The organism is Chitinophaga rhizophila, assembly GCF_019492185.1.
In the GTDB taxonomy this organism is placed as follows: Bacteria; Bacteroidota; Bacteroidia; order Chitinophagales; family Chitinophagaceae; genus Chitinophaga; species Chitinophaga rhizophila.
Map to the genome: position 1 here is coordinate 613,490 of NZ_JAICCF010000002.1, position 20,778 is coordinate 634,267.

At 43.1% G+C, this 20,778-nt stretch carries 18 protein-coding genes and 2 tRNA genes; 10 read left to right on the plus strand and 10 right to left on the minus strand.

Annotated elements, in window-relative coordinates; all coding sequences use genetic code 11:
* Positions 1–23 precede the first annotated feature (23 nt).
* From K1Y79_RS11380 to K1Y79_RS11405, 6 genes are all read right to left on the minus strand, one after another.
* Positions 24–755 (minus strand): DNA-formamidopyrimidine glycosylase family protein, encoded by a 732-nt coding sequence (locus K1Y79_RS11380; protein ID WP_220250137.1) that lies wholly within the window; start codon positions 753–755, stop codon positions 24–26.
* A 56-nt stretch (positions 756–811) separates the two neighbouring features.
* On the minus strand, positions 812–1,630 hold the full coding sequence (locus tag K1Y79_RS11385; RefSeq protein ID WP_220250138.1) for a DUF5953 family protein: 819 nt from the start codon (positions 1,628–1,630) through the stop codon (positions 812–814).
* Positions 1,631–1,796: 166 nt separating this feature from the next.
* The gene (locus tag K1Y79_RS11390) at positions 1,797–2,180 is read right to left on the minus strand and encodes a DUF3037 domain-containing protein (protein ID WP_220250139.1); all 384 of its coding nucleotides are present in this window, start codon (positions 2,178–2,180) and stop codon (positions 1,797–1,799) included.
* A complete protein-coding gene (locus tag K1Y79_RS11395; RefSeq protein WP_220250140.1) occupies positions 2,158–2,955 on the minus strand; it encodes a HipA family kinase in 798 nt (265 codons plus the stop codon). The genes K1Y79_RS11390 and K1Y79_RS11395 overlap by 23 nt, the downstream gene beginning before the upstream one ends.
* Before the next feature lie 75 nt (positions 2,956–3,030).
* Positions 3,031–5,553, minus strand: coding sequence for an excinuclease ABC subunit UvrA (gene uvrA, locus K1Y79_RS11400; protein WP_220250141.1), 2,523 nt, complete (start codon positions 5,551–5,553; stop codon positions 3,031–3,033).
* Between the two features lie 41 nt (positions 5,554–5,594).
* On the minus strand, positions 5,595–6,734 hold the full coding sequence (locus K1Y79_RS11405) for a tetratricopeptide repeat protein (RefSeq protein WP_220250142.1): 1,140 nt from the start codon (positions 6,732–6,734) through the stop codon (positions 5,595–5,597).
* Between the two features lie 163 nt (positions 6,735–6,897).
* Here K1Y79_RS11405 and K1Y79_RS11410 point away from each other — a divergent pair, with 163 nt between their 5' ends.
* Positions 6,898–7,320 carry a lipocalin family protein gene (locus tag K1Y79_RS11410; RefSeq protein ID WP_220250143.1) on the plus strand — a complete coding sequence of 141 codons (423 nt, stop codon included), beginning with the start codon at positions 6,898–6,900 and terminating at the stop codon, positions 7,318–7,320.
* A gap of 98 nt (positions 7,321–7,418) precedes the next feature.
* A complete protein-coding gene (locus K1Y79_RS11415; RefSeq protein ID WP_220250144.1) occupies positions 7,419–8,354 on the plus strand; it encodes an NmrA family NAD(P)-binding protein in 936 nt (311 codons plus the stop codon).
* 199 nt (positions 8,355–8,553) lie between these two features.
* Here K1Y79_RS11415 and K1Y79_RS11420 read toward each other — a convergent pair whose 3' ends face one another.
* Positions 8,554–9,366: a hypothetical protein gene (locus K1Y79_RS11420; protein ID WP_220250145.1), complete on the minus strand. Its 813-nt coding sequence runs from the start codon at positions 9,364–9,366 to the stop codon at positions 8,554–8,556.
* Positions 9,367–9,881: 515 nt separating this feature from the next.
* A complete protein-coding gene (locus tag K1Y79_RS11425; RefSeq protein ID WP_220250146.1) occupies positions 9,882–10,046 on the minus strand; it encodes a FeoB-associated Cys-rich membrane protein in 165 nt (54 codons plus the stop codon).
* 128 nt (positions 10,047–10,174) lie between these two features.
* On the opposite strand from K1Y79_RS11425, the gene K1Y79_RS11430 reads away from it, so the two are divergent.
* The 4 genes from K1Y79_RS11430 to K1Y79_RS11445 all read left to right on the plus strand — a co-directional run bounded on the left by K1Y79_RS11430 (position 10,175) and on the right by K1Y79_RS11445 (position 11,753).
* A complete protein-coding gene (locus K1Y79_RS11430; protein ID WP_220250147.1) occupies positions 10,175–10,669 on the plus strand; it encodes a hypothetical protein in 495 nt (164 codons plus the stop codon).
* Positions 10,670–10,833: 164 nt separating this feature from the next.
* The gene (locus K1Y79_RS11435; RefSeq protein ID WP_220250148.1) at positions 10,834–11,283 is read left to right on the plus strand and encodes an Hsp20/alpha crystallin family protein; all 450 of its coding nucleotides are present in this window, start codon (positions 10,834–10,836) and stop codon (positions 11,281–11,283) included.
* Between the two features lie 258 nt (positions 11,284–11,541).
* Positions 11,542–11,614 (plus strand) — tRNA-Gly (locus K1Y79_RS11440).
* A 53-nt stretch (positions 11,615–11,667) separates the two neighbouring features.
* A tRNA-Leu gene (locus tag K1Y79_RS11445) sits at positions 11,668–11,753 on the plus strand.
* Positions 11,754–11,888: 135 nt separating this feature from the next.
* On the opposite strand, the gene K1Y79_RS11450 is transcribed toward K1Y79_RS11445, so the two are convergent.
* Positions 11,889–12,893, minus strand: coding sequence for a PDDEXK nuclease domain-containing protein (locus K1Y79_RS11450; protein ID WP_220250149.1), 1,005 nt, complete (start codon positions 12,891–12,893; stop codon positions 11,889–11,891).
* 422 nt (positions 12,894–13,315) lie between these two features.
* On the opposite strand from K1Y79_RS11450, the gene K1Y79_RS11455 reads away from it, so the two are divergent.
* Positions 13,316–14,260, plus strand: coding sequence for a hypothetical protein (locus tag K1Y79_RS11455; RefSeq protein WP_220250150.1), 945 nt, complete (start codon positions 13,316–13,318; stop codon positions 14,258–14,260).
* A 113-nt stretch (positions 14,261–14,373) separates the two neighbouring features.
* Positions 14,374–15,243 carry a hypothetical protein gene (locus K1Y79_RS11460; protein WP_220250151.1) on the plus strand — a complete coding sequence of 290 codons (870 nt, stop codon included), beginning with the start codon at positions 14,374–14,376 and terminating at the stop codon, positions 15,241–15,243.
* A 226-nt stretch (positions 15,244–15,469) separates the two neighbouring features.
* On the opposite strand, the gene K1Y79_RS11465 is transcribed toward K1Y79_RS11460, so the two are convergent.
* Positions 15,470–16,258 carry an SGNH/GDSL hydrolase family protein gene (locus K1Y79_RS11465; RefSeq protein ID WP_236059576.1) on the minus strand — a complete coding sequence of 263 codons (789 nt, stop codon included), beginning with the start codon at positions 16,256–16,258 and terminating at the stop codon, positions 15,470–15,472.
* Positions 16,259–16,907: 649 nt separating this feature from the next.
* Here K1Y79_RS11465 and K1Y79_RS11470 point away from each other — a divergent pair.
* Together K1Y79_RS11470 and K1Y79_RS11475 are read left to right on the plus strand one after the other, a co-directional pair.
* The gene (locus K1Y79_RS11470) at positions 16,908–18,476 is read left to right on the plus strand and encodes a hypothetical protein (protein WP_220250153.1); all 1,569 of its coding nucleotides are present in this window, start codon (positions 16,908–16,910) and stop codon (positions 18,474–18,476) included.
* Positions 18,477–18,874: 398 nt separating this feature from the next.
* A complete protein-coding gene (locus K1Y79_RS11475; RefSeq protein ID WP_220250154.1) occupies positions 18,875–20,761 on the plus strand; it encodes an OmpA family protein in 1,887 nt (628 codons plus the stop codon).
* Positions 20,762–20,778 lie beyond the last annotated feature (17 nt).

A 20,778-nucleotide genomic window follows, 5' to 3' on the forward strand; every position in this document is an offset into this window, starting at 1 on the left:
GCTCAGATGCGGCCTTTTTACTTTTATTGATACAGCACCTGGCAATTCGTACAATAAAATGTACGTCGTTTGGTGGCACCGATGTATGCTTTGTGGAAAGGTATGTTACAACGCGGACAGATCTTTTTGGTATGTGCCAGCCAGTGTTCCTTTAGTTTAAATTCTTTCTTCCAGTGCAGGAAGTCAAAACTATAGTTGACTGTTTCTTTGATCAGTTCACGCTTCTTTTTAAGCGGAAGGCTGCCGACTTTACTTTCCGGATGTACCCGGATACGATACATTACCTCATTTTTGATAATATTGCCGGAACCGGCAAAGATATCCTGGTTCAATAAGGCATCCGCTACCATCATGTCAGGTACCTGCTTCAACTTAGCCATTGCTTTCCTGGCATCCCATGTCTCACTCATTACATCGCCACTCCAGTCATATACCTCATCCAGCGGCTCTTCTATCAACTTGACAGCGCAGGTATAGAAGTTTAGTTCGTCTTTACCGAAGCCGAGATGTAATGCAGGATTACTATCCTTCTTTTCATTAATCCGGTAGCTGCCAAACATAAGCAGGTGAATCCTGATAGTGAATCCTTTGAAGCAGATGAGAAAATGCTTGCCCCAGCTTTTGAAAGCAATGATCTTTTTATTGAGCAATCTGTCCAGATCAATCTTAGTATATCCGGACACATCTGTGATCTTTTTACCTTTAAAACCGGCAACTTCTTCCTTTAGTATAACAATGGATGGACCTTCAGGCATATTGATACAGTTAATACCTAACAGTATACAATATCTGCGCCAGCCAAGGAGCAGCATCAGGCTTCCTGCAGGGTATGCAGATCAAAGTAATCATACAGGGTGGCCAGGCGTTCCAGGTGAGCTGTATTGCGGGTATCGAAGTTCTCTTTCTGTACGACAAGGATATAGCCGCCATCTGCACGTTTTTCTATTACTTCAAAGGGGGCGAGCTTTATCTTCTCCTCTCCTATAGCCTTCACCTGTGTTTCGTTCCAGTAATTGAACCAGTAGATAGCTGGCGGTATTTCCAGGGGATTGAATAGTTCAGGAGATATTACGCGGCCAATGCGGGCTGTCAGTCCTTCAGGTGTATTTAACACAATGTCCGGCGTAGTGATTTCTTCATCTATTTCTACCTCGCCATAGAAAGAAGCGAACGAAATCAGTGTTTCCAGCTCTGTATCATAAACAGCAGCATATTGGGCATGGTAGGCATCTATTGTAGCGGTAAAGAAGTGATGGAACGTCTCGTATGAGAAATGTCCACCGGGCTGTAGCAAGGGCTTACCTCCGTTAAAGATGAACGCAGCAGTATCTTCATTGGTATATTCAAATGGATCCGTATGAACGAGTGAAAACAAAGGATGTTCTTTATCGGTGAACAGAATAACATCTTTATCATAATCTCCTTCATTCCAGTATTTCTCCAGATCAGCAAATGTCTGCTGCAGGGCTGAAGGAGAGGTATAGTCAATATAAGCATTCCCGTCATAGATATATTGCAATCTTGTTGCCTGACTATGGTCATTACATGTCTGTACAAGGTCAAGAAAACGGGATAGGGAGTCTGCGTCTTTCCGGCGGAATAGTTGTAAGGTGCTTACGTGTATAGACATCGGTTTCGGGGGTTGTTTCATGTAAATCTAACCAAAAAGTCTATACAAAGAGGGAGGTATAGAAAACTTAACATAGGCATTTCAGGTGGCATTAGTCATAACAAAAATGCCCCCGGTATACATCCGGAGGCATAATAATATTGGGCGTCTGCTGCGCTGGCATTCGTTACAACACCAGTTGTTCGTGTAAACGGGTAAGTGCTTTCAGCGGCTCATCACAGAATCCCGGATGTACTTTGCCTGCCTGTACGACAGTGCTGCGTGTAGCAGTGAGCCAGCGGAACCGTGAGGCCAGGTCCAGCTGTCCGATAGGACCAGCTGCTTTTCCACCTTTACAGATGCAGTCAAAAGCGTTAAGGTAAGACTTTACCTCTTCAATATCTGTTGCTGGTGAGAAGGCCCTGAGCCGCTCTTCATTCAATGTGATAAGCGCCTGCAAAAACCGCTGCTGTTTGCAATAGAGGATGACACCGGCATTGAGAAACTCTTCTCTTTCCACCCTCGGCATAACGCGGATGATGGCGTACTCAAATAAGTGTTTTTCTTGCATTTTGCGCTTCGTTTACGAATGTTGCGGTATTGGCTAACCGTGTAATTAAAAATCCTGTGTATACGGCCCTGATTTCTTCAGGTGTACCATGATGTGATAATGTCAGCAGCCATTCATCCGGTACAACAGAAACGATATCGCGGATCTGTTCATCTGTTAGTATTGCACGAAAAGCAACATCAACTTTTTCCAGTTCTGATGCCTGTGGCAGCAGCACGTGATCTTTTACTTGTACAAACGGGCGTTTGGCTGATTCTTCCCAGTTCTGCCAGGAGTGATGGAAATAGAGGGATGCGCCATGGTCAATCAACCATAGTTCACGATGCCACATCAGCATATTGGTATTACGCGGCGTACGGTCTACATTGGTGAGCAGGCAGTCCAGCCATACAATCTGTGAGGCTGTCAGCGGGTCTATCACTGCAACTGTCGGATCGTAGGTAATAGCGCCGGATAGATAATGCAGTGCCAGGTTCAGGCCAACACTTGCTTTCAGCAGGTCCTGAATTTCCTCATCCGGCTCTGTACGACCGAAGGCAGTATCCAGATTGGCAAAAACGATTTCCGGTATTTTCAGTCCTACTGTGCGGGCAATCTCTCCTCCTATCAGTTCAGCGATAAGCGCCTTGATACCTTGTCCGGCGCCACGAAACTTCAGCACATATAAGAATCCATCATCTGCTTCAGCAATGGCCGGCAGGGAACCGCCTTCACGTAGCGGCGTCACGTACCTGGTTACATTAACTGTTCTCAGTTCGGGTTTTTTACTACTCATTGATGCAATGTTTATACAAATGACAACCGGCAGTTGAAACAAACTGCCGGTTGTATAAGTAGCGTGAAATTAAGTCTATTTCAGATGACGTGCAAGATATGCCGCTGTACGGCTCTTGGAATGCCTGGCCACATCAGCCGGCGTACCTGCTATTACTACTTTTCCACCCTCCTCGCCTGCACCAGGACCGATATCAATTACCCAGTCACTACCGGCCAGCACGCGCATATTATGCTCAACCGCAATTACTGTATTACCAGCATCTACCAACCGGTTCAGCTGAGACATAAGCTTTTCCACATCCGCAGGATGGAGACCTGTAGTAGGTTCATCCAGCACATACAATGCATTACCACGTCCCATGCGTTGCAGTTCTGTTGCCAGCTTAATACGTTGGGCCTCACCTCCCGAAAGTTCAGTAGCCGGTTGCCCCAGACGCAGATAACCTAGCCCCACTTCTTTCAGCACATGCAGGGAATGGTGAATGGTTGGCTCCTCACTAAAGAAGGCGTAGGCGTCATTCACTGTCATCTGTAATACATCAGCAATAGAATGCTCCCGGTATTTGATTTCTAGCGTTTTTGCATTATACCTGGAACCTTCACATACCGGGCAGGGTGCATAGACACTTGGGAGAAACAGGAGCTCCACCATGACAAAGCCTTCACCATTACAGTTTTCACAACGCCCTTTGGCAATGTTGAAAGAGAACCTGCCTGCGTCATACTTTCGGGCTTTTGCTTGTTTCGTGGAAGCAAAGAGCTTTCTTACGTGGTCAAACAGGCCTGTATAGGTAGCCAGGTTTGATCTGGGAGTGCGACCTATCGGTTGCTGATCTACCAATACCAATCGCTTTATATGTTCCATACCTGTGGCAATGTATCCCTCCAATGTGGCAGGCGCTTCCTGTTCAAGCAGGTCAGTTTCATCTTCCTCATTACGGTGTTGCCCGAGTCGTTGCAGTACCAGCTCAACTAAGGCCTGACTGACCAGACTTGACTTTCCAGAGCCGGAAATACCGGTTACAGTAGTAAAGACACCCAGCGGAAAATCAGCTGATAACTGCTGCAGATTATTACGGGTAACATCTTTCAGCTGCAGCCAGGCCCGGGGAGTTCGGGGCGTATGAGAGATAGCAGTATTTTCTTCAAAGAGATATTTGCGGGTGAGGGAATCCGGAATAGCTGACAATCCCTGTGGCGGACCACTATAGAGTATTTGTCCGCCGTGTTCACCTGCCGCCGGACCAACATCTACAATCCAGTCAGCATGTCTGATCACGTCGAGTTGGTGTTCTACCACAAACAGGGAGTTACCGCCGGACTTCAATCTGTCGAGCGCCCTCAGCAAAGCTTCTGTATCTGCAGGATGGAGACCGGCAGAAGGTTCATCCAACACATATACTACACCAAACAGATTAGAGCGTACCTGTGTGGCCAGGCGTAGCCGTTGCAGCTCACCTGGCGATAATGTTGGTGTACTCCGTTCCAGGGTAAGGTACCCTAATCCGAGTTCCATCAGAACTTCCAGGCGCGCAGTAAGGTCAGTAGCTATTCGCTGGGTTACGATGGCCTTCTCCGGATGATCATGGTCAGGAGTAGTCTTTTTAACGACATATGGCTGTATGGTGCTGTATAGGCGTGCTAAAGGAAGTCTTGACATCTCTGTGATATCCAGGCCGGCAAACTTCACAGAAAGCGACTCCTTACGTAATCTTCTGCCATCACATACAGGACAGGCAGTACTGAGCATATATTGGGTAACACGCTTTTTCATCATGGCACTCTGCGTATTGGCGAAGGTATGCATGACATAGCGCTTAGCGCTCGTAAAAGTGCCCATGTAACTGGGTTCTTCTTTTCTTTTCAGCGCAGCCTTTACCTCAGCCGGAGTATATCCTGCATAAACTGGTACGACAGGTTGTTCATGTGTAAAGAGTATCCACTGCCGGTCTTTCTTAGATAGCTCTTTCCAGGGTTTGTCCACATCATAACCTAGGGTGGTGAGAATGTCCCGAAGATTCTGACCTTGCCATGCAGTGGGCCATGCAGCTACTGCTCTTTCCCGGATAGTTAATGTATCATCCGGAACCATGGATTGTTCAGTAACATCATAGATGCGGCCAAGACCGTGGCACTGCGGACAGGCACCTTCGGCTGTATTAGGAGAGAATGCTTCTGCGTAAATGATGGATTGTCCCGGTGGATAGTCTCCCGCCCGGGAATATAACATGCGCAGCAGGTTGGATAAGGTAGTCACACTTCCTACTGAAGACCGGGTAGTGGGCGTACCTCTTTGCTGCTGGAGTGCTACCGCCGGAGGTAAACCATCTATTTCATCAACTTCAGGCACCGGCATCTGGTGAAACAGCCTGCGGGCATATGGAGATACCGACTCAAGGTACCGGCGCTGGGCTTCCGCGTACAGGGTACCAAAAGCCAAAGAAGACTTACCGGAACCAGATACTCCGGTAAAAACAACAAGTGCATCACGAGGGATCTGCAGGTCAACATTTTTAAGATTATGTTCCCTGGCACCCCGTACCTGAACAAAACCGCTCCTGTCAGAACGGACAGGTTGATTAGATTTATCTGACATGCCTGAACTGCGCAAAGATTATGCCCTTACACATTGTCAGGTTATTTACCAAAGCGGCTTTTCAGGTAATCATAGATCTCACGTTCTTCCCTGGTTTCTCCTTTATATAATTGCATATAACGTTTGTAATAACGCGTGGCCACTACTTCGTTTTTAAGGTGCGCATCATAGATACGGCCGATACTGTATTGTTTCAGTGGTTGATGAAACATATAATAGGCAGTATCCAGACTGGCGATGGCAGGTTTGTACAATTTGAGCGCTTCGTAATTAATAGCCTTGGCCGAGTAGTAGTTGTCCAGACTTACCGATTTGGCCATATCTATACAGATTTGCAGGAGACCATTACTTTCCTTGTATTTCTTTAGCTGAGTATAGGCCATCGCTGTATAGTAGGTGATGCTTTCAGAATTAGCATTGTGCATACTCAGATACTCATAGGTGGAAATGCAGGCTTCATAGCGAAACAGGTAATAGGCTGCTGCAACTATATACAGGAATGTATTTGGACTGGCAATGTTCATTTGTTTGAGCTTATCTCCAATCGATAAGGTACGCTTGTAATCCTTGAGCAGGTAAGATGTTCTTGCAGCTGTTGCCAGCACAAGTGCATTGGAGGAGTCTTTCATTAAGTAAGTTTTAAGCATGGTATCAGCCATCCCGGTGCGCTTCCGTTCTATCCATTCCTCCGCTAGTCTGGCTACCACCCTGGCATCACTAGGATTCAGGTCATATGACTTACTTAACCATACAAAAGCGGAGTCAGGCATATGGGCGATAAAACCTGCCATCCCCAGTTGTTTCCATGCTGTGGCGTTCTGCGGTTTCAGTTCCACTATCTTCTGATAGTGCGCAATTGCAGACAGCGGTTGATCCTGCTGCATATAGATGGTGGCCAGATATTGGCGAGCGCTTATATGGCTGGAATCAATAGCGATGACGCGCAGGTAATGGGCATGCGCATCAGTCGTTCTGCCAGCCTGGTAGAAGGTGTAAGCTAGTAAAGATTCCTGGTTAACATTGTTGCTGTCAGTAATGGGGCTGAGATAAGCAATGGCATCATCATATTGCTGGTTCTGAAGGTAGTCCATTACAAGATGTCTGTCTGCCTGTTGCGCATTGAGCTTGCCGCTAGCGTTAAACAGGAATAGCAGGCATAACATCATTATGAGTTTCTTCATATCATGGGATTTACACTAAAACTAAATATTTAGTTTTAAAAAGAAAAATTTAGTTATTACTATTGAATGAGTAATATTTGACCGAATAATTTGTCTTGTGAGGCAACCAAATGCCTCACTCATCCGTATTACTATATAGAGTTCCTACAATAAATACACGTTTATGAAACATAAGTGGCTACTGGTGATTTTGCTGAGTGCATGTGTCGTGTCCTGCAGCAACGATGATGATAACAATCCGGCACCAGCTGTCGATACTGACGCCCCAAAAACGGGCACCTGGCGGGTGACGCTGTTTACTGATAGTGGTAAGGATGAAACCAGCGATTTTGCAGGATATTCTTTCAGTTTCGATAGTGACGGAACGGCAGCTGCTGCCAAAGGCGCAGCAAATAAAAGCGGCACATGGAGCATCAGTAGTAGCTCAAGAGAATTTAACCTCAACTTTGGCGCAAAAACCGATGCCAATAAACCGCTGGGGGAATTGACGGATGATTGGGACATTATTTCGATTAGTGCCACAGAAATCAAGCTGAAAGATGACAATGATGACAGTGACGAATTTTTAACGTTTACACAGAATTGACGCCCATCTTGTACCAGCGCCGGACTACTCAAAAAAGTGCGATCTTTTTTTTTGCGTATGGACCAGTTTTTGGTATAACTTCAGAAAACCAAAGATTTATGGACATTATACTCGGCGCATCAGGACAGGTAGGTTCTGGTATTGTTAACCATCTAATGGAGAAAGGAGCTTCTGTAAAAGCCATTATCAGAGATGAAAAGAAAGCTCCTCAGCTGGAGAAAACCGGCGCTAAAGTCGCTATCGCTGACGCTAACGATCTTCCTGCTCTGGTAGCTGCATTTCAGGATGGCAGCACCCTGTTTGCACTGACACCAGAGAGCGGACACGAGCGCAACGTAATAGGTGAAACCACTGATATTCTTGAAAACTATCGTAAAGCCCTGGCTCACTCTCCGATCAAGAAAGTAGTAGGCTTATCATCCATAGGTGCACAGTACGAATCAGGCACTGGCAACCTGGTGATGTCTTACTTACTGGAGCATGCGTTTACAGCAATGCCGGTAAAACAGATCTTCGTACGTCCTGCCTATTATTTCAGCAACTGGATGATGTACCTTGAAACAGTAAAAGAAACAGGTGTATTACCGACATTCTTTCCTGTAGACCTGTCTATCCCAATGGTATCGCCAGAAGAAGTGGCCGCATTTGTTGCCAATGTTATACAAAAAGAGGATGAGGACGGGAAAATATTTGAACTGACAGGGCCATCCACTTACAGCAGTAATGATGTAGCAAAAGCATTTTCTGAAGCACTTGGTAAAGAAGTGAAAGCAGTACAGACTCCGAGAGAGGAATGGGAAAGCACTTTACGTGGCATTGGTTTCTCTCCTGACGCTATCAGAAATTTTGTGGAGATGACGCAGGCAGTAATTGCCGGTAAAGCAGTTCCTGAAAAGAATGGAACCGTGCAGGTTGAATTAAAGACAACATTGTCCGAGTACATTAAACAGCATGTTCCCTTACAGATAGCTATACCTCCGGTAGCCAAAACTAAAACCAGAAAAAGAACAACCACGAAAAAAGCTGCTGCCTGATTGGCACTACTTCTTCAATCCAGCCAACCTTCAACTCCTCCATCTGATTGAATAGACAGAGTACCTGTAGCATTGCGGGTTACGACTATACTATGCCCTGCATTTCCATCAGCTTATGATAAGGATATATGTATCATCAGGAAAAGTAGATACATGACACTTCTCCTGATGATGCTTCCTGACATAGCAGGATGATGATCTAGCGTACAATAACAGTACGTTCCTGTGCTATGGCATTTAATAGATTTAGTTCTGCAGGTTGGGCTTCCATCAGCAGGTCATTGTCAGCGAACAATGATTTAGTAGCAGCTGGGCGTTTCAGAATCACCGTCTGCAATCCATACCGTATATCCAAAGAATAGTCTTCCGAACTGGTATAAAGCTGTCCGTTCAGGTTCACGCCAAATGCGCCGCCTTTAGCGCCGGCAGTGAATTTAGTATACTTACGGCGGATAATGTATTTCTGTACAAAACCGATAACAGCATACACATAACAGACCGCGGGGTCATCCAGTACGTTGGTTTTATTGTCGGCCATCCAGGACTGTACGCCTTTTGTCCAGCTATCGTCATCACGGTTAACAAGCCCTGCTGCCTGATCAAAGACCATTAAGCTGAAAGATGATTCTCCCTCAAACTCACCGGAGAGGTAATTGAGGAAACCTACTTCAACGGACAGTTTCTGATCAACCAGGATGGACTGCCTTTTGATCGGCTCCTTTATTTTAGAGCTTTCGTCTATCAGCACCCCCGGAATCTTAAACGGTGAAAATTCAATGGAAGCATTGTCTGTGTTGGCTATCGTCGGACAGTCTTCCTTTGTCTTCCGGATTTCCAATACAGTACCCAGCAATGCATACGGATTACCCACATAGGCATCAGCCCCAATGTAGAGCATATTGTTTTGCAGGGCCAGCATCTTCTGGGCTTCTGAAGCAGAGGGGACTGTTTTAGATTCCGCAACGTCCTTGTTCATGGCTTCATTAATGTGTTCTGTGGAATTGTTTCCCATGGTATAATGATTTAAATAGATCAAATGGGCTACCCCGTGGCCGGGTATCTGTTGTGTTCTTGGGGTAAGACTAAAGTACAGGAAATTCCGCATATTTTGTGTAGGCACAGAAAAGTCAGAAGGCTGACAGCCTATTATCAGTATCCATCCATGTCAGCTGACCAGCACCATTATAAATAAAAACAATAGTAAATGCTTTGTTGCTTTCAGGGGATTGAGTCAGCATCTGTGTTAATCTGACATCCACATATACCAGTAAGCTGTTTACTAACAAGACGAATGTGCCGTGTCTGCCAGGTCGGTCTTGTAATGAACCCGGTCCAGTTTCACCACACTGCCTAATTCAGGAATCTCAAGATTGTTGAGAGAGCCATATTTTCTTTACTACATGATGAAAACAATTTATCACAAAAGTGAGCATGCTGATGCCAGGGTTAACAATTCGTTGGGTATAAATCAGTGCGCAAAGACGCAGACATAAGTAAATTTACAATATCATGTTCACTTTTATAAGATTAGCGTCTATCTCTGTTACGGTGTTGTTCTGCGATTTTACCTTCTACAGGATCATTTTTTAATAATTTCTTCCTGTCTTTTTTGTTCCTGATGACCACAAAGACAACAATTGCCAATGCAATAAACAGCACAATGACTATCTGAAGGATATTAACATTTTCCATGAGTGTCTTTTATCAATGATGAACGACTATCCAGCATATTTGATGGAGCAACTATTTTCCTGATATCCTAAGTAAAATGGGGTGTCTATGATGTAACTTCATAACATACCTCATTAATACCTTATGCCATGTATCCATTTGTTGTAACCTTCACCTTATTCTGTCTGCTTAGCCTGACTTCTTTTGCGCAACCATCTGCCGATAGTCTTCATGAACAAAAAATGAACCGGATCTTTATGGAGGATGTGATGCCTTACCTGCAAACCTGCGACACTACGCCCGACTGGACCACCCTAGGAAAACGTCTGATTAACCGATATGGTGATATCGGGGAAGAAGTTCACCTACTCAGTCAGACAATATACAGCATGCAACAGGACGACTGGGCTAATTTCTCCGTCGCCATTATTCCTTACGCCAAAAAGTATGGGCTGTCTATTCCTTCGAAGCAACGATATGCGTTCAGCGATTATATGCGCTACCACGCCAGAATGTTATATCAATCTGGCCACAAGGAAGAAGGCATTCGTTGGCAGATCCTTGCTTTGCCTCTAGCCAGATCAACAGATCATGACGGGATGCTGGAGACAGTCGAGCGAATGAAAAAAGGGGAATTGGAGTGATCCTGACAAGTATACAGTTCTTTCGTAAAAAATGACAGTTTTTCTGAAAAAAATTCAGTGTAAACCGCTGTGGCACCGGGTTTGAATAATACCTTCCAGAAAGGTTGGCCAACCTGTAACTGAGTAAATACTAATTATTCACTTACTTAAAAGGAGGTTTTATTATGTCACTCATTAAAAGAAACGGAAATTCATTCCCTGGAGTACCATCTCTGTTTGATGATTTTTTCAGCCGCGAATTTTTTAACTGGGGCAACAATAACTTCTCAGCTACCAGTACAACTGTACCATCAGTTAATATAAAAGAGACTGCTGACAACTTTGAGGTCGAAGTAGCGGCTCCTGGTATGGATAAAAAAGACTTCAACATTACGCTTCATGGCAACACCCTGACAATCTCTTCCAACAAACAGCAGAGTCAGGAAAAGAAGGAAAATAACTATACCAGAAGAGAATTTAGCTACCAGTCATTCCAAAGGAGCTTTGAGCTGCCAAAGAATGTGGTAGATGAGCAAAATATTAACGCCCGGTATGATAACGGGTTATTGCACCTGGTCATCCCAAAAAGAGCAGAGGCCAAACAACAAGCTCCAAAGATGATCGAAGTGAACTAAGATCACTTCACCTGAGGAAATACAGGCTGTCCTATCGACAGCCTTTTCCTTTTTTAAGAGTAGATAACCATTTATTACTTGCGTATAAGGAATCAATTTCGTAACTTAAATCACGCTACTACAGCGCCTTTACATCTTCTGGTTAAAATAAATTTGAAAAAATTTGGATAACTTTTTGGTTCTTTAGAAAGAAATCCTATCTTTGCAATCCCAACGAAAAAACAAACAGTTCTCTGAGGGAATAGTTCTTAACAACAAGCGGAAGTAGCTCATTTGGTAGAGCACAACCTTGCCAAGGTTGGGGTGGCCGGTTCGAGCCCGGTCTTCCGCTCAGTATCAAGACTTCCAAATTGCATAGCGGTTTGGATTTTTTGTTTACAGGATACCTAGGTGGTGGAATTGGTAGACACGCCGGACTTAAAATCCTGTGAGCCGCAACGCTCGTACGGGTTCAACTCCCGTCCTGGGTACGAATGATAAAAGCCTTTCAAGTGCAAACTTGGAAGGCTTTTTTGTTATAATCTGAATCCCATTTTAAGTACGTTCCCAAAATGTCCAATTTTTTTTATTAAAAGAAATCTGCTTTATGAAGATTTAAAACAAGTTTATTCTGTTTCCAACAATTTATTTAATGCATTCTCCAATTGAACCTTATCGGGTAAATACAATTGATATTTTGCTAATAGTACTTTGTTCGTAATGCCTGCTGTTGCATATTCTACTAAAATATGGTCTTTGTATGCCCCTAAAAGGATTCCAACTGGTTCATTATCTCCTTCCGTTGCTTCTTCCTTCTTAAAATAATTCAGATAAAGATTCATCTGCCCAACATCATTATGGTCTATCTCTCCACGTTTTAAATCTATTAACACGAAACACTTGAGAATACGATGGTAGAATAACAAATCTACTTTAAAATGCCGCCCACCTATCGTCATACGATACTGTCGCCCAATGAAAGCAAAACCTTTACCCAATTCGAGTAGGAATTGTTGAAGATTATTGATAAGCTTTTCCTCTAATTCTCCTTCCAGATAAATATCCCGTTCTGGAATATTTAAAAATTCAAGTACAAATGGGTCCTTCAACAAATCTTCTGGTTGCTGTACCTCATGACCGCTGCTAGCAAGCTTTAACACACCTTCTTTGTCTGTACTAAGAGCCAATCGGTGGAACAGCATACTTTTCATTTGCCGTTTCAGTTCTCTTACACTCCATTTTTCTTTTTCACATTGTTTCGCATAAAAATTAATCTCAAGATCAGAATCTGACTTTAATATCTCGTAATAATGGCTCCATGTCAATTTGTGGGACAGTGTCCCACTTTTTTGAAAAGAAAGATATAACTTCCTCATATAAAATAAGTTAGACCTTCCAAACCCCTTGCCATGAACCGCTGTTAAGTCTTTCGACAAACGATCGAATAACTGACTACCATACTCAGCCTTTTCATTTCCTCTTTGTTCATATTCAACTATGTAATGTCCTATTTGCCAATAAGTCTGTACTAATATAGAATTGACCTCCCTGGCAGCCTTTTCTCTACCAGAAGAAAGAAGTAGTCCAATTCCAGTTATTAGTTGTTGATAAGCTTTTTGCAAAACCTCCATTGTCTAAATGTGTGATATAAACGATAAATACAAATCTAAAGAAAACTCTACAGTCAACAACTCAATATTGTATATCAATTAATTATGATTATAGATCTATAATTTTGATCATCCAATTTAACTACCAATCATTATCTCCAAGATCTAAATCAGTATCAAAATTAATTTAGCAGCAACTCTAAAAGCTATTAAATCTTCTACAAACCGGTTCGCTAATTGTCTCGTCCGGGGTAAGAATAATAAAAGCCTTTCAAGTGCAAACGTGGAAGGCGTTTCTGTTACCCACCAATTGGGGTTGCTTATTTTCCAATTTTAGCCTATTACCCCTACCTTAATAGCTAAGCCGGACAAACTACTTAACTCATAAACCCCTTATCTTCATTACCGACGAACTCCCCTATCATTTAACCCAAAAGATCATCATGCAAAAACTCTTACCCGTATTTGCCATCACGGCATTATTTTTCGTGGCTTGTCAAAAGGAAGCCAAAGAGAAACCCTTAAAACTTCCTACGAGCCTTGCCGCTGTACAAGCGGCCATACAGACAGACACTGTTCATAGCTCGGACTGGTCAGGTACCATCCATAGTATTATAGTGGCCGGCCGCTCCTACGGACGTACTAACAATGTCAGTGTTGCCGTGCCGGAAGATTATGTACTCGTTGGCGGAGGCGCAGTCGTATCGCCCCAGTTTACAGCGCCGGGGGCATTCCTGACGTCTTCTTATCCGGACGCAGACTTCACTACCTGGCACACATCTTCTAAAGACCATTACCAGACATTTACTCATACGCTAACGTCGTATGCGGTTGGCATCAGAATAGACGGTTACAGTAGAGCGGAACTGCTTCAGCATATGCAATTAGTGAACGCTGACTCTTATTTTGAGTCCCAGCCTTTTGCATTCGTAAACGTTGACAGTAGTTATGAGCTCATCGGTGGTGGAGCCCGGGCAACTACTTCAGGTGCCGGTTTATTACTTACAACCACACAACCAGATCAGATGTATTGGGTAGCTTCAGCCAAAGATCATCTGATTAGTTCTCCCGGCTATCTGACAGCTTATGCCATAGGTATCAGTAAAGATTTTGCTACAGCTAACAATATTGAAGTGGAACAACGCCGCGGTGGCAATGTAAATAACGCTGGCTTTAATATTCATTTCATTGGTACCGATACCACGTGGGTGGTTACCAGTGCAGGAGGATTTACCGGTGGCGATCGCATGTTGGCTAGTCTCTTACCTACTGCAAATGCCGTATATGCCATATCAAGCGATCTTGTGGTGTCTGCTTCCGGCAACTCAGGCGTTTCTATGATCAGGATCAGAAAGAAGCTTCCGGACAATCAGAAGGCTAATAAATAAAATCAATCTTCTAAGCTCATCGTTCTCTCACCCCTTAACGCACATATATGAACCGCAGGTCTCTTCTTGCTACAGTTGTTAGCACTGGAATTTTATGCTCTTGTACCAAGGAAATGAAACAATCTCCACCTCTGAAGATCTCTGATACGCAGGCCGCAATGACGGCCGCAGCATCGATTGATACGGTACGTGCATCCGACTGGTCAGGCACTGTACACACTATTGTGGTTGCAGCAAGATCTTCATATGGACAAACACATAATATTCAGGCAACCGTACCACCAGACTATGTACTTGTTGGTGGTGGCGCAACAATATTACCACAGTTTACAAAGCCCGGCGCATTCCTTACCGGTAACTATCCGGATAGTAACCTGCTGACGTGGCATTCCTCGTCTATAGCACACCTGGAACCTTTCAATCATCAACTGGTCTCTTATGCAATTGGAATCAAAATTTTCGGATTAAGTCGTAAACAACTGCTGCAACATATTAAAGTTACAAGTGTCACATCCGGTTATTCCTCCAACCCTGCTGTGAGTTTTATAATTGATACTGCAGGTTACAAACTGATAGGTGGTGGTGCAAAACTTAGCTCTGCCAATAATAAACTTTTGCTGACCAGTTCTTATCCATATGTTTATACCTGGAATGCGGCAGGTGGAGAGTATGAGTCAAGTTCTCCGGGTTATATAACAGGTACCGCGATCTCTATCAGCAGAAAACTGCTAGGGTTGAAGAACCTGGAAACCAGTCAGGACTTCGGTTATTCTTTTGTCTATTCCGAAGGCTTCCATACCGGCGCACTCGGTACAGACACGACATGGGTAGTGACGGGCCCCGGAGTGCTCGGTGAATTTCTTACCGCTGTGATACCCACTCCGCAAGCACTTTATGGAACTTCCAACTCACTAAGTTATTCGTCAAACTACCCGATTGCGCTATATATGCTCAAAATCAGAAAGAAACTACCTCAGAAATAACAATTCCCAGCATATTATTCAGCTGTTCTGATGCTTATTGATAATAGGTCATCATCAGTGGATATAGCGCAGACGTTATAAAAACAAATACAGGCATCAACATACGCTGATGCCTGTATTATTATTGAGCTAGAATTACTATGGCCTGTCGTGTTATCGCTTACCAGTCGCTTCATGAAAGCCAGCAAGAAGATGTGTATTTACTTATGAGACCTTACTATTCTTATTACTTTAAATTGTTAATCACTTTTGCCAGTAACTCGGCGATGATGGAACATCCCTTATCTGACGGATGTATACCATCGTAAGTCACGTCAACTGCTTTTAACGGATAAGGATACTTATCACCTACTGTATATGGTATGTTGATATAATCAGGATACGCATATTCTTTATATTCCCGTGTTTGAGGATCCCGCAGATACTTGAACTTCACTGCCTGATCTATTGACAGTCTCGGCTCATTATAAAGATCTACTACTTCAAAATTTTCTGACTGAGCTATCTCTTTAACCACATTTACAAAAGATTCCAAACTCTGGCCCTCCTGATCTTTATATGAGCCCCAGCTATGTACTTTGTGATTGAGGAGGTAAACAAAATCACCGCGCTGCATAGGCGTCATCAGTATAATGTGCGCCTTCGGATTCAAACTACGCAACTTATCAATGATAACCCGGAAAGCCCCGCTTACAGTACTAATACCAGTATTGTTCCTGTAATCATCAAGCGTACCGGGTTTCACACCCAGCCACCAGTCATTGGTGCCCAGAAATATTGAATACACATCTGAAGGCTGCAGATCAAATTGATTTATCTTGAACGCTATCTCTACACTCGTCCAGTAATTATGGCCATGATTGATGTACGTCAGGCCCGGTACCAATTCAGTTGTGCGGGTTATCCAACCCTTTTCAACCCGGTTCTCACTTTCTTCCAGATGATCATTCAAATAAGTAAAAGAATCGCCAATGGCGGTCCAGGTAATCCTTTTCTGTGGGATAAAGGAACTCATTGACACTGTTATAATTAATAACAGTGAAAACAGCTTACGAACTTGCATACTACACTTTTTAAATAGTACATACGTAATATATTTGCGTATAGTTGTATATATCTCAATATTTATATCACTTCATTTGTTAATACTGATTAACATTTCAATAATCAATATTAGTGCTACTCGCATAGACGCATGTATAAGCTGACATATAATCACTTACCCATCTGCCAACGATTGTATTTCTATAGAGAACATTTTAATTACGAAATTATCATTGATCTATAGCACGCGTAAATTGATTACTATCTTAAGATAGAATCAAAAGATACCTAGTCATGCAGCAATTGAAAGTACGCTGTGATATATGCCCACGGCGACTATATCTTCCCCAACCAGTTAGCAGTACTGCACATAATATACACCAATGTATACAGGTTTACTCACTAGCTAATTGGCCAACTTTCATATCGCTATCATAATACTGACATCGTACGGATCATTTGAACTTATTATTACACACAACTACCCAGCGATACTGATAACAATTAATTATTGAAAAATTAACATCCTCCAACGCTTATCAACTGTTCAATGAGTATTAGACCTCCTGCTCTATATTATTCTGATATTCCCTAATTTTGCACGCTTACATATCCTGACTATGAAATATTTGTCCCTTATCTCAGCATTTATACTATGCTGCCTATGTTCTTACGCACAGCTGAAGACTGATGCGCAAAGCGAGTCTTTCAAAGAAAAAAAGTCGCTCAGCATTAAAAAGGTTTTACTTCTGAAGGATGGTAATACATTTTACCTCAGCCTTAGCAAGAAGACCATGGCCGTCCGTATATACAATGCTAACCATTCGCTAAAAACAATCCAGGAGAGTAAAGCACCTGCCGGTAAAGGAAGCGCCTTCAGAATTATCGGCATGTACGAGATGAATAAAGATATAACGATGTTACTTAGCACTATCGTTGATCACCAGATCATACTCAAGCGACTCATCTTTGACGGATCAACCGGTATATTAAAAGAAGAGACAAAAATTGACGAGATGTTAAAGATTCCCAGCATTGCAAACATTGGGTTAGGTTTTAATGTTCCCGAACCAAACTTTTTCTCAGAAGCGATGCCTGAAGGAAATGGATATGCTATTGCAACTATGAACAGCTTTGAGCAAGATCGTAGCAAGCGTCTGTATGTGACAGTTTATGGTCTGGATAACACTTTGCTGAGTCGCGCTTACTTCAAGACGACCGATGAACGATATAAATATATAAGATATATTGGTTTGCTCCCCCTGGAAAAAAGCAAACTGGGCATAGCTGCATATGGCTATAATACCAGGTCTTCAGGCGACAAAGAATGTGCGTTGCTTTTCGGAACCTTAATTGCAGGAGAAAATCACCTGACGGTTGCTGAACTTCAAAGTTCATTGGCACCACCCCATTACTCATTGGTTAAATACAATCCGAAATCGAACAAAATAATGTTGTTAACAAAAGAATACTTGGCTGATATTACAGCTTCTATCATAGATCCCGTAAAAAACTCCATTTTTACTAAACCGCTAATGCCTGACAAAACGACTAACAAAAAGTCTTACAATGATAGAGCGCTACGTCTCGAAAATGTTTTTGCAAATGACGACGGCAATTTTACCATTGCATATGAACACTTTTGGCATCATCTTATAGTTGGTACACCAGGCTCACAAGGTTCATCCAGACACTTTAGACTTGACTATACGCTATCTACTTTGTCCGTAGACAAGCTTACAGAATTGGAAAGTTATACAATTCCGAAGAGATGGGAGGTGCCTAATAATTCTATAAACAGTCTGGATGTACCCCACGCAGCGATTGACTTAGAACTAGCCTATAAACATATGTCAGCAATGGAGTCATTCAATTTTTTGGAGGCAAATGGAAAAAAATACTTTTTCCTAAACGAAACGCCAGAAAATATAGCACGCGGACAAGCTGAAAAATCTCTAAAGATAAGACGCTCATTGCAGGAGTGTGACGCCTATGTCTTTACCCTGAGTGGAAACAAAAAAGTGCCCCCTGCCAAACCTTTTTTTAGTAGATCAGCTATAGGCATAGATAATCTCGGAATGTTCAAAACATATGACTATGACTCACTCAAAAACAAATATGTGGTTGTTAAGGCTGAACAACTCGGCAAGAAAAAGAGCTGGAGAATAGTATGGATGACTCCTTCATGATAACAGACAAGTACCGTTTATTGGCTTTCTGAATACTAGCTTCAAATTGTGCCATTATTTTTTACACATGTTTGCTTACATCTCCGTCATCCTACGTTAATGCTACGTTAAAGAACGTAGCATTAACGTAGGATGACGGAAATCGGCAATTCAGCCGAAATCTGATCATCTCTCCAACCCTTCTATTTTATTTCCCTACATAGCCTCGCCACACCACTATATGGCGTCCTATGCACCTGTTTTGGCGTCCTATGGACATTGCCCGGAATAGCGTTCATACTTTCCCTAATATTGCATAAGTGACCTCCTGAATACGCAGCAAAAAGTACTGCTCGCGCACCAGAGTCGTTTACCATAGTCAACAAGACATTCTTATCTTTAACCCCAGAAATACACCTATGCCTGACTTAAAATATGCTACTATCATTCTGCTCCTGCCGCTGCTGCTTTTCATAGGATCACGTGCAGCCGCCCAATCGTCTTTCACACTGTTAGAAGGACGTTTCAGTAATACATGCTCATCCTGTAACCAGGTATTCAGCGAAATGCCTTACGAGGTATTATTTGGTATTCGGATGGACGGCAATAATATCACTTTCACTATGAATAATATAGCGTGGTTCCACAAAATCATCAACAGCCCGGATATGGGAATTACGGTGGATATTGTTTCGCGCAGCCGGTACAACTGCAATACTCCTTTGAAAAGTGGTAGCACACATGGATTTGTATTGAAACCAATATACCGGAATGAACTGATCAGGAAAGCTGATACTGTCGGCGGACTAATCATCATCCCTATCGGAAAAATACCTGCACACCTCAGTAACCAGGTGATTGAAGGCAACCTCGTGATCGTGAACGGTAAAAACATTTGCCAGTATCATCCAGCCTTTGACATAGAACGCGGTCCACTTGAGCTTTTACCCATGGGATTCTATACCGATACTTTACAGCAGGCTGAGTTTACCGGTAATAGCGATACCGCTGCCTCAATTATTTATACTACAAAGAAAAACATCACGCTGCCGTTCAGAAAAGCGACAGCTACACTGGAATCTGCAGAACTTAGCCAGCTGAGAGATTCAATCGCGTCCGGTAACTATAGCGTGCGCCACATAGAAGTACGTGCATATTCTTCCGTAGAAGGACCCGAAGAGACCAATCGCCTGCTGATGCAGAAAAGAGCCAAAGCTGTCCAGGAAGCTATTAACGGCATTTCTCCCGGTAAACCCTCCGCCACCATCATACCGGCAGAGAACTGGATAGAATTTAACCGGGATGTCATTCCTAAAATGCCGCAATGGAAAACATTGTCCAAGACAGCTATCAAACGACAGCTGCAGAATAAAGAGCTACTTGCACAGCTTGAACCGCTACTGGCCGCACACAGAAAAGCAGTCATTACAATATGGCTGGACAAAAATACCCGCCTCAGCGACATGGCCAACGACGCACTGATCCCCGCATTCAACAAATCCGTCAAAGAACGAAGTAACACAGACAGCCGCCGCATACTGAAAGAAATCGCTGTGCGCGTTGCAGATAACCGGCTTCCTGATACATATATTGACCAATTGGAAATACCAGCTACCATAGATTATCTGGACCTGTTATCAGACAGAGCTATGTATAGTTATAACATCGGACTGCTGTTTGAGGATGAGATACTGAAAGAGATGTATGCTTTAAGGCAGCTGAAACCAGCTGATCCATTCCTTAGCTATAACATTTGTATATTGGAGATATTAGGCCTGAAGTTCCATGCGGCAGTACCCATCAATATAAATCAACTCCTGGCAAATATCAAACAACTCGCTGCCCGGGGAATACATCCTTCATTGGTTAATCGCATGCTGATCAACTACAACATTGTACTGGCAGAACTATTGATGGAACAGGGGAAATATGAACAAAAAGATGTGGCTGTTGAATACGTCAGTAATGCATTCTCAAAGCTTACTCCTAATGACAAAGAGCGCTATTCACTCGCCAGGTTCTTTACTGAGTATGGGCGTATGGATCTGGCAACTGCCATGATAAAACCACGCGTCAACCAATTGGATGCAGCAGAAAATATTATCTTCTACTTTATCAATCTATGTTTCTTTGATCATGAGTCTTTCGATAGTGAAGACTTCCAGAATGCTGTACTAAATGCGGCAAACATTAACCGTGCACGTTTCTGTCAATTCTTCCAACCACCTGATAGTGGAGGTTCCAGTTTCCAGTTACTGGAGTATGACGAGATCAGGAAGTTCAATTGCGATAACTGTCCGCAGTAGATGCCATTCACTATATC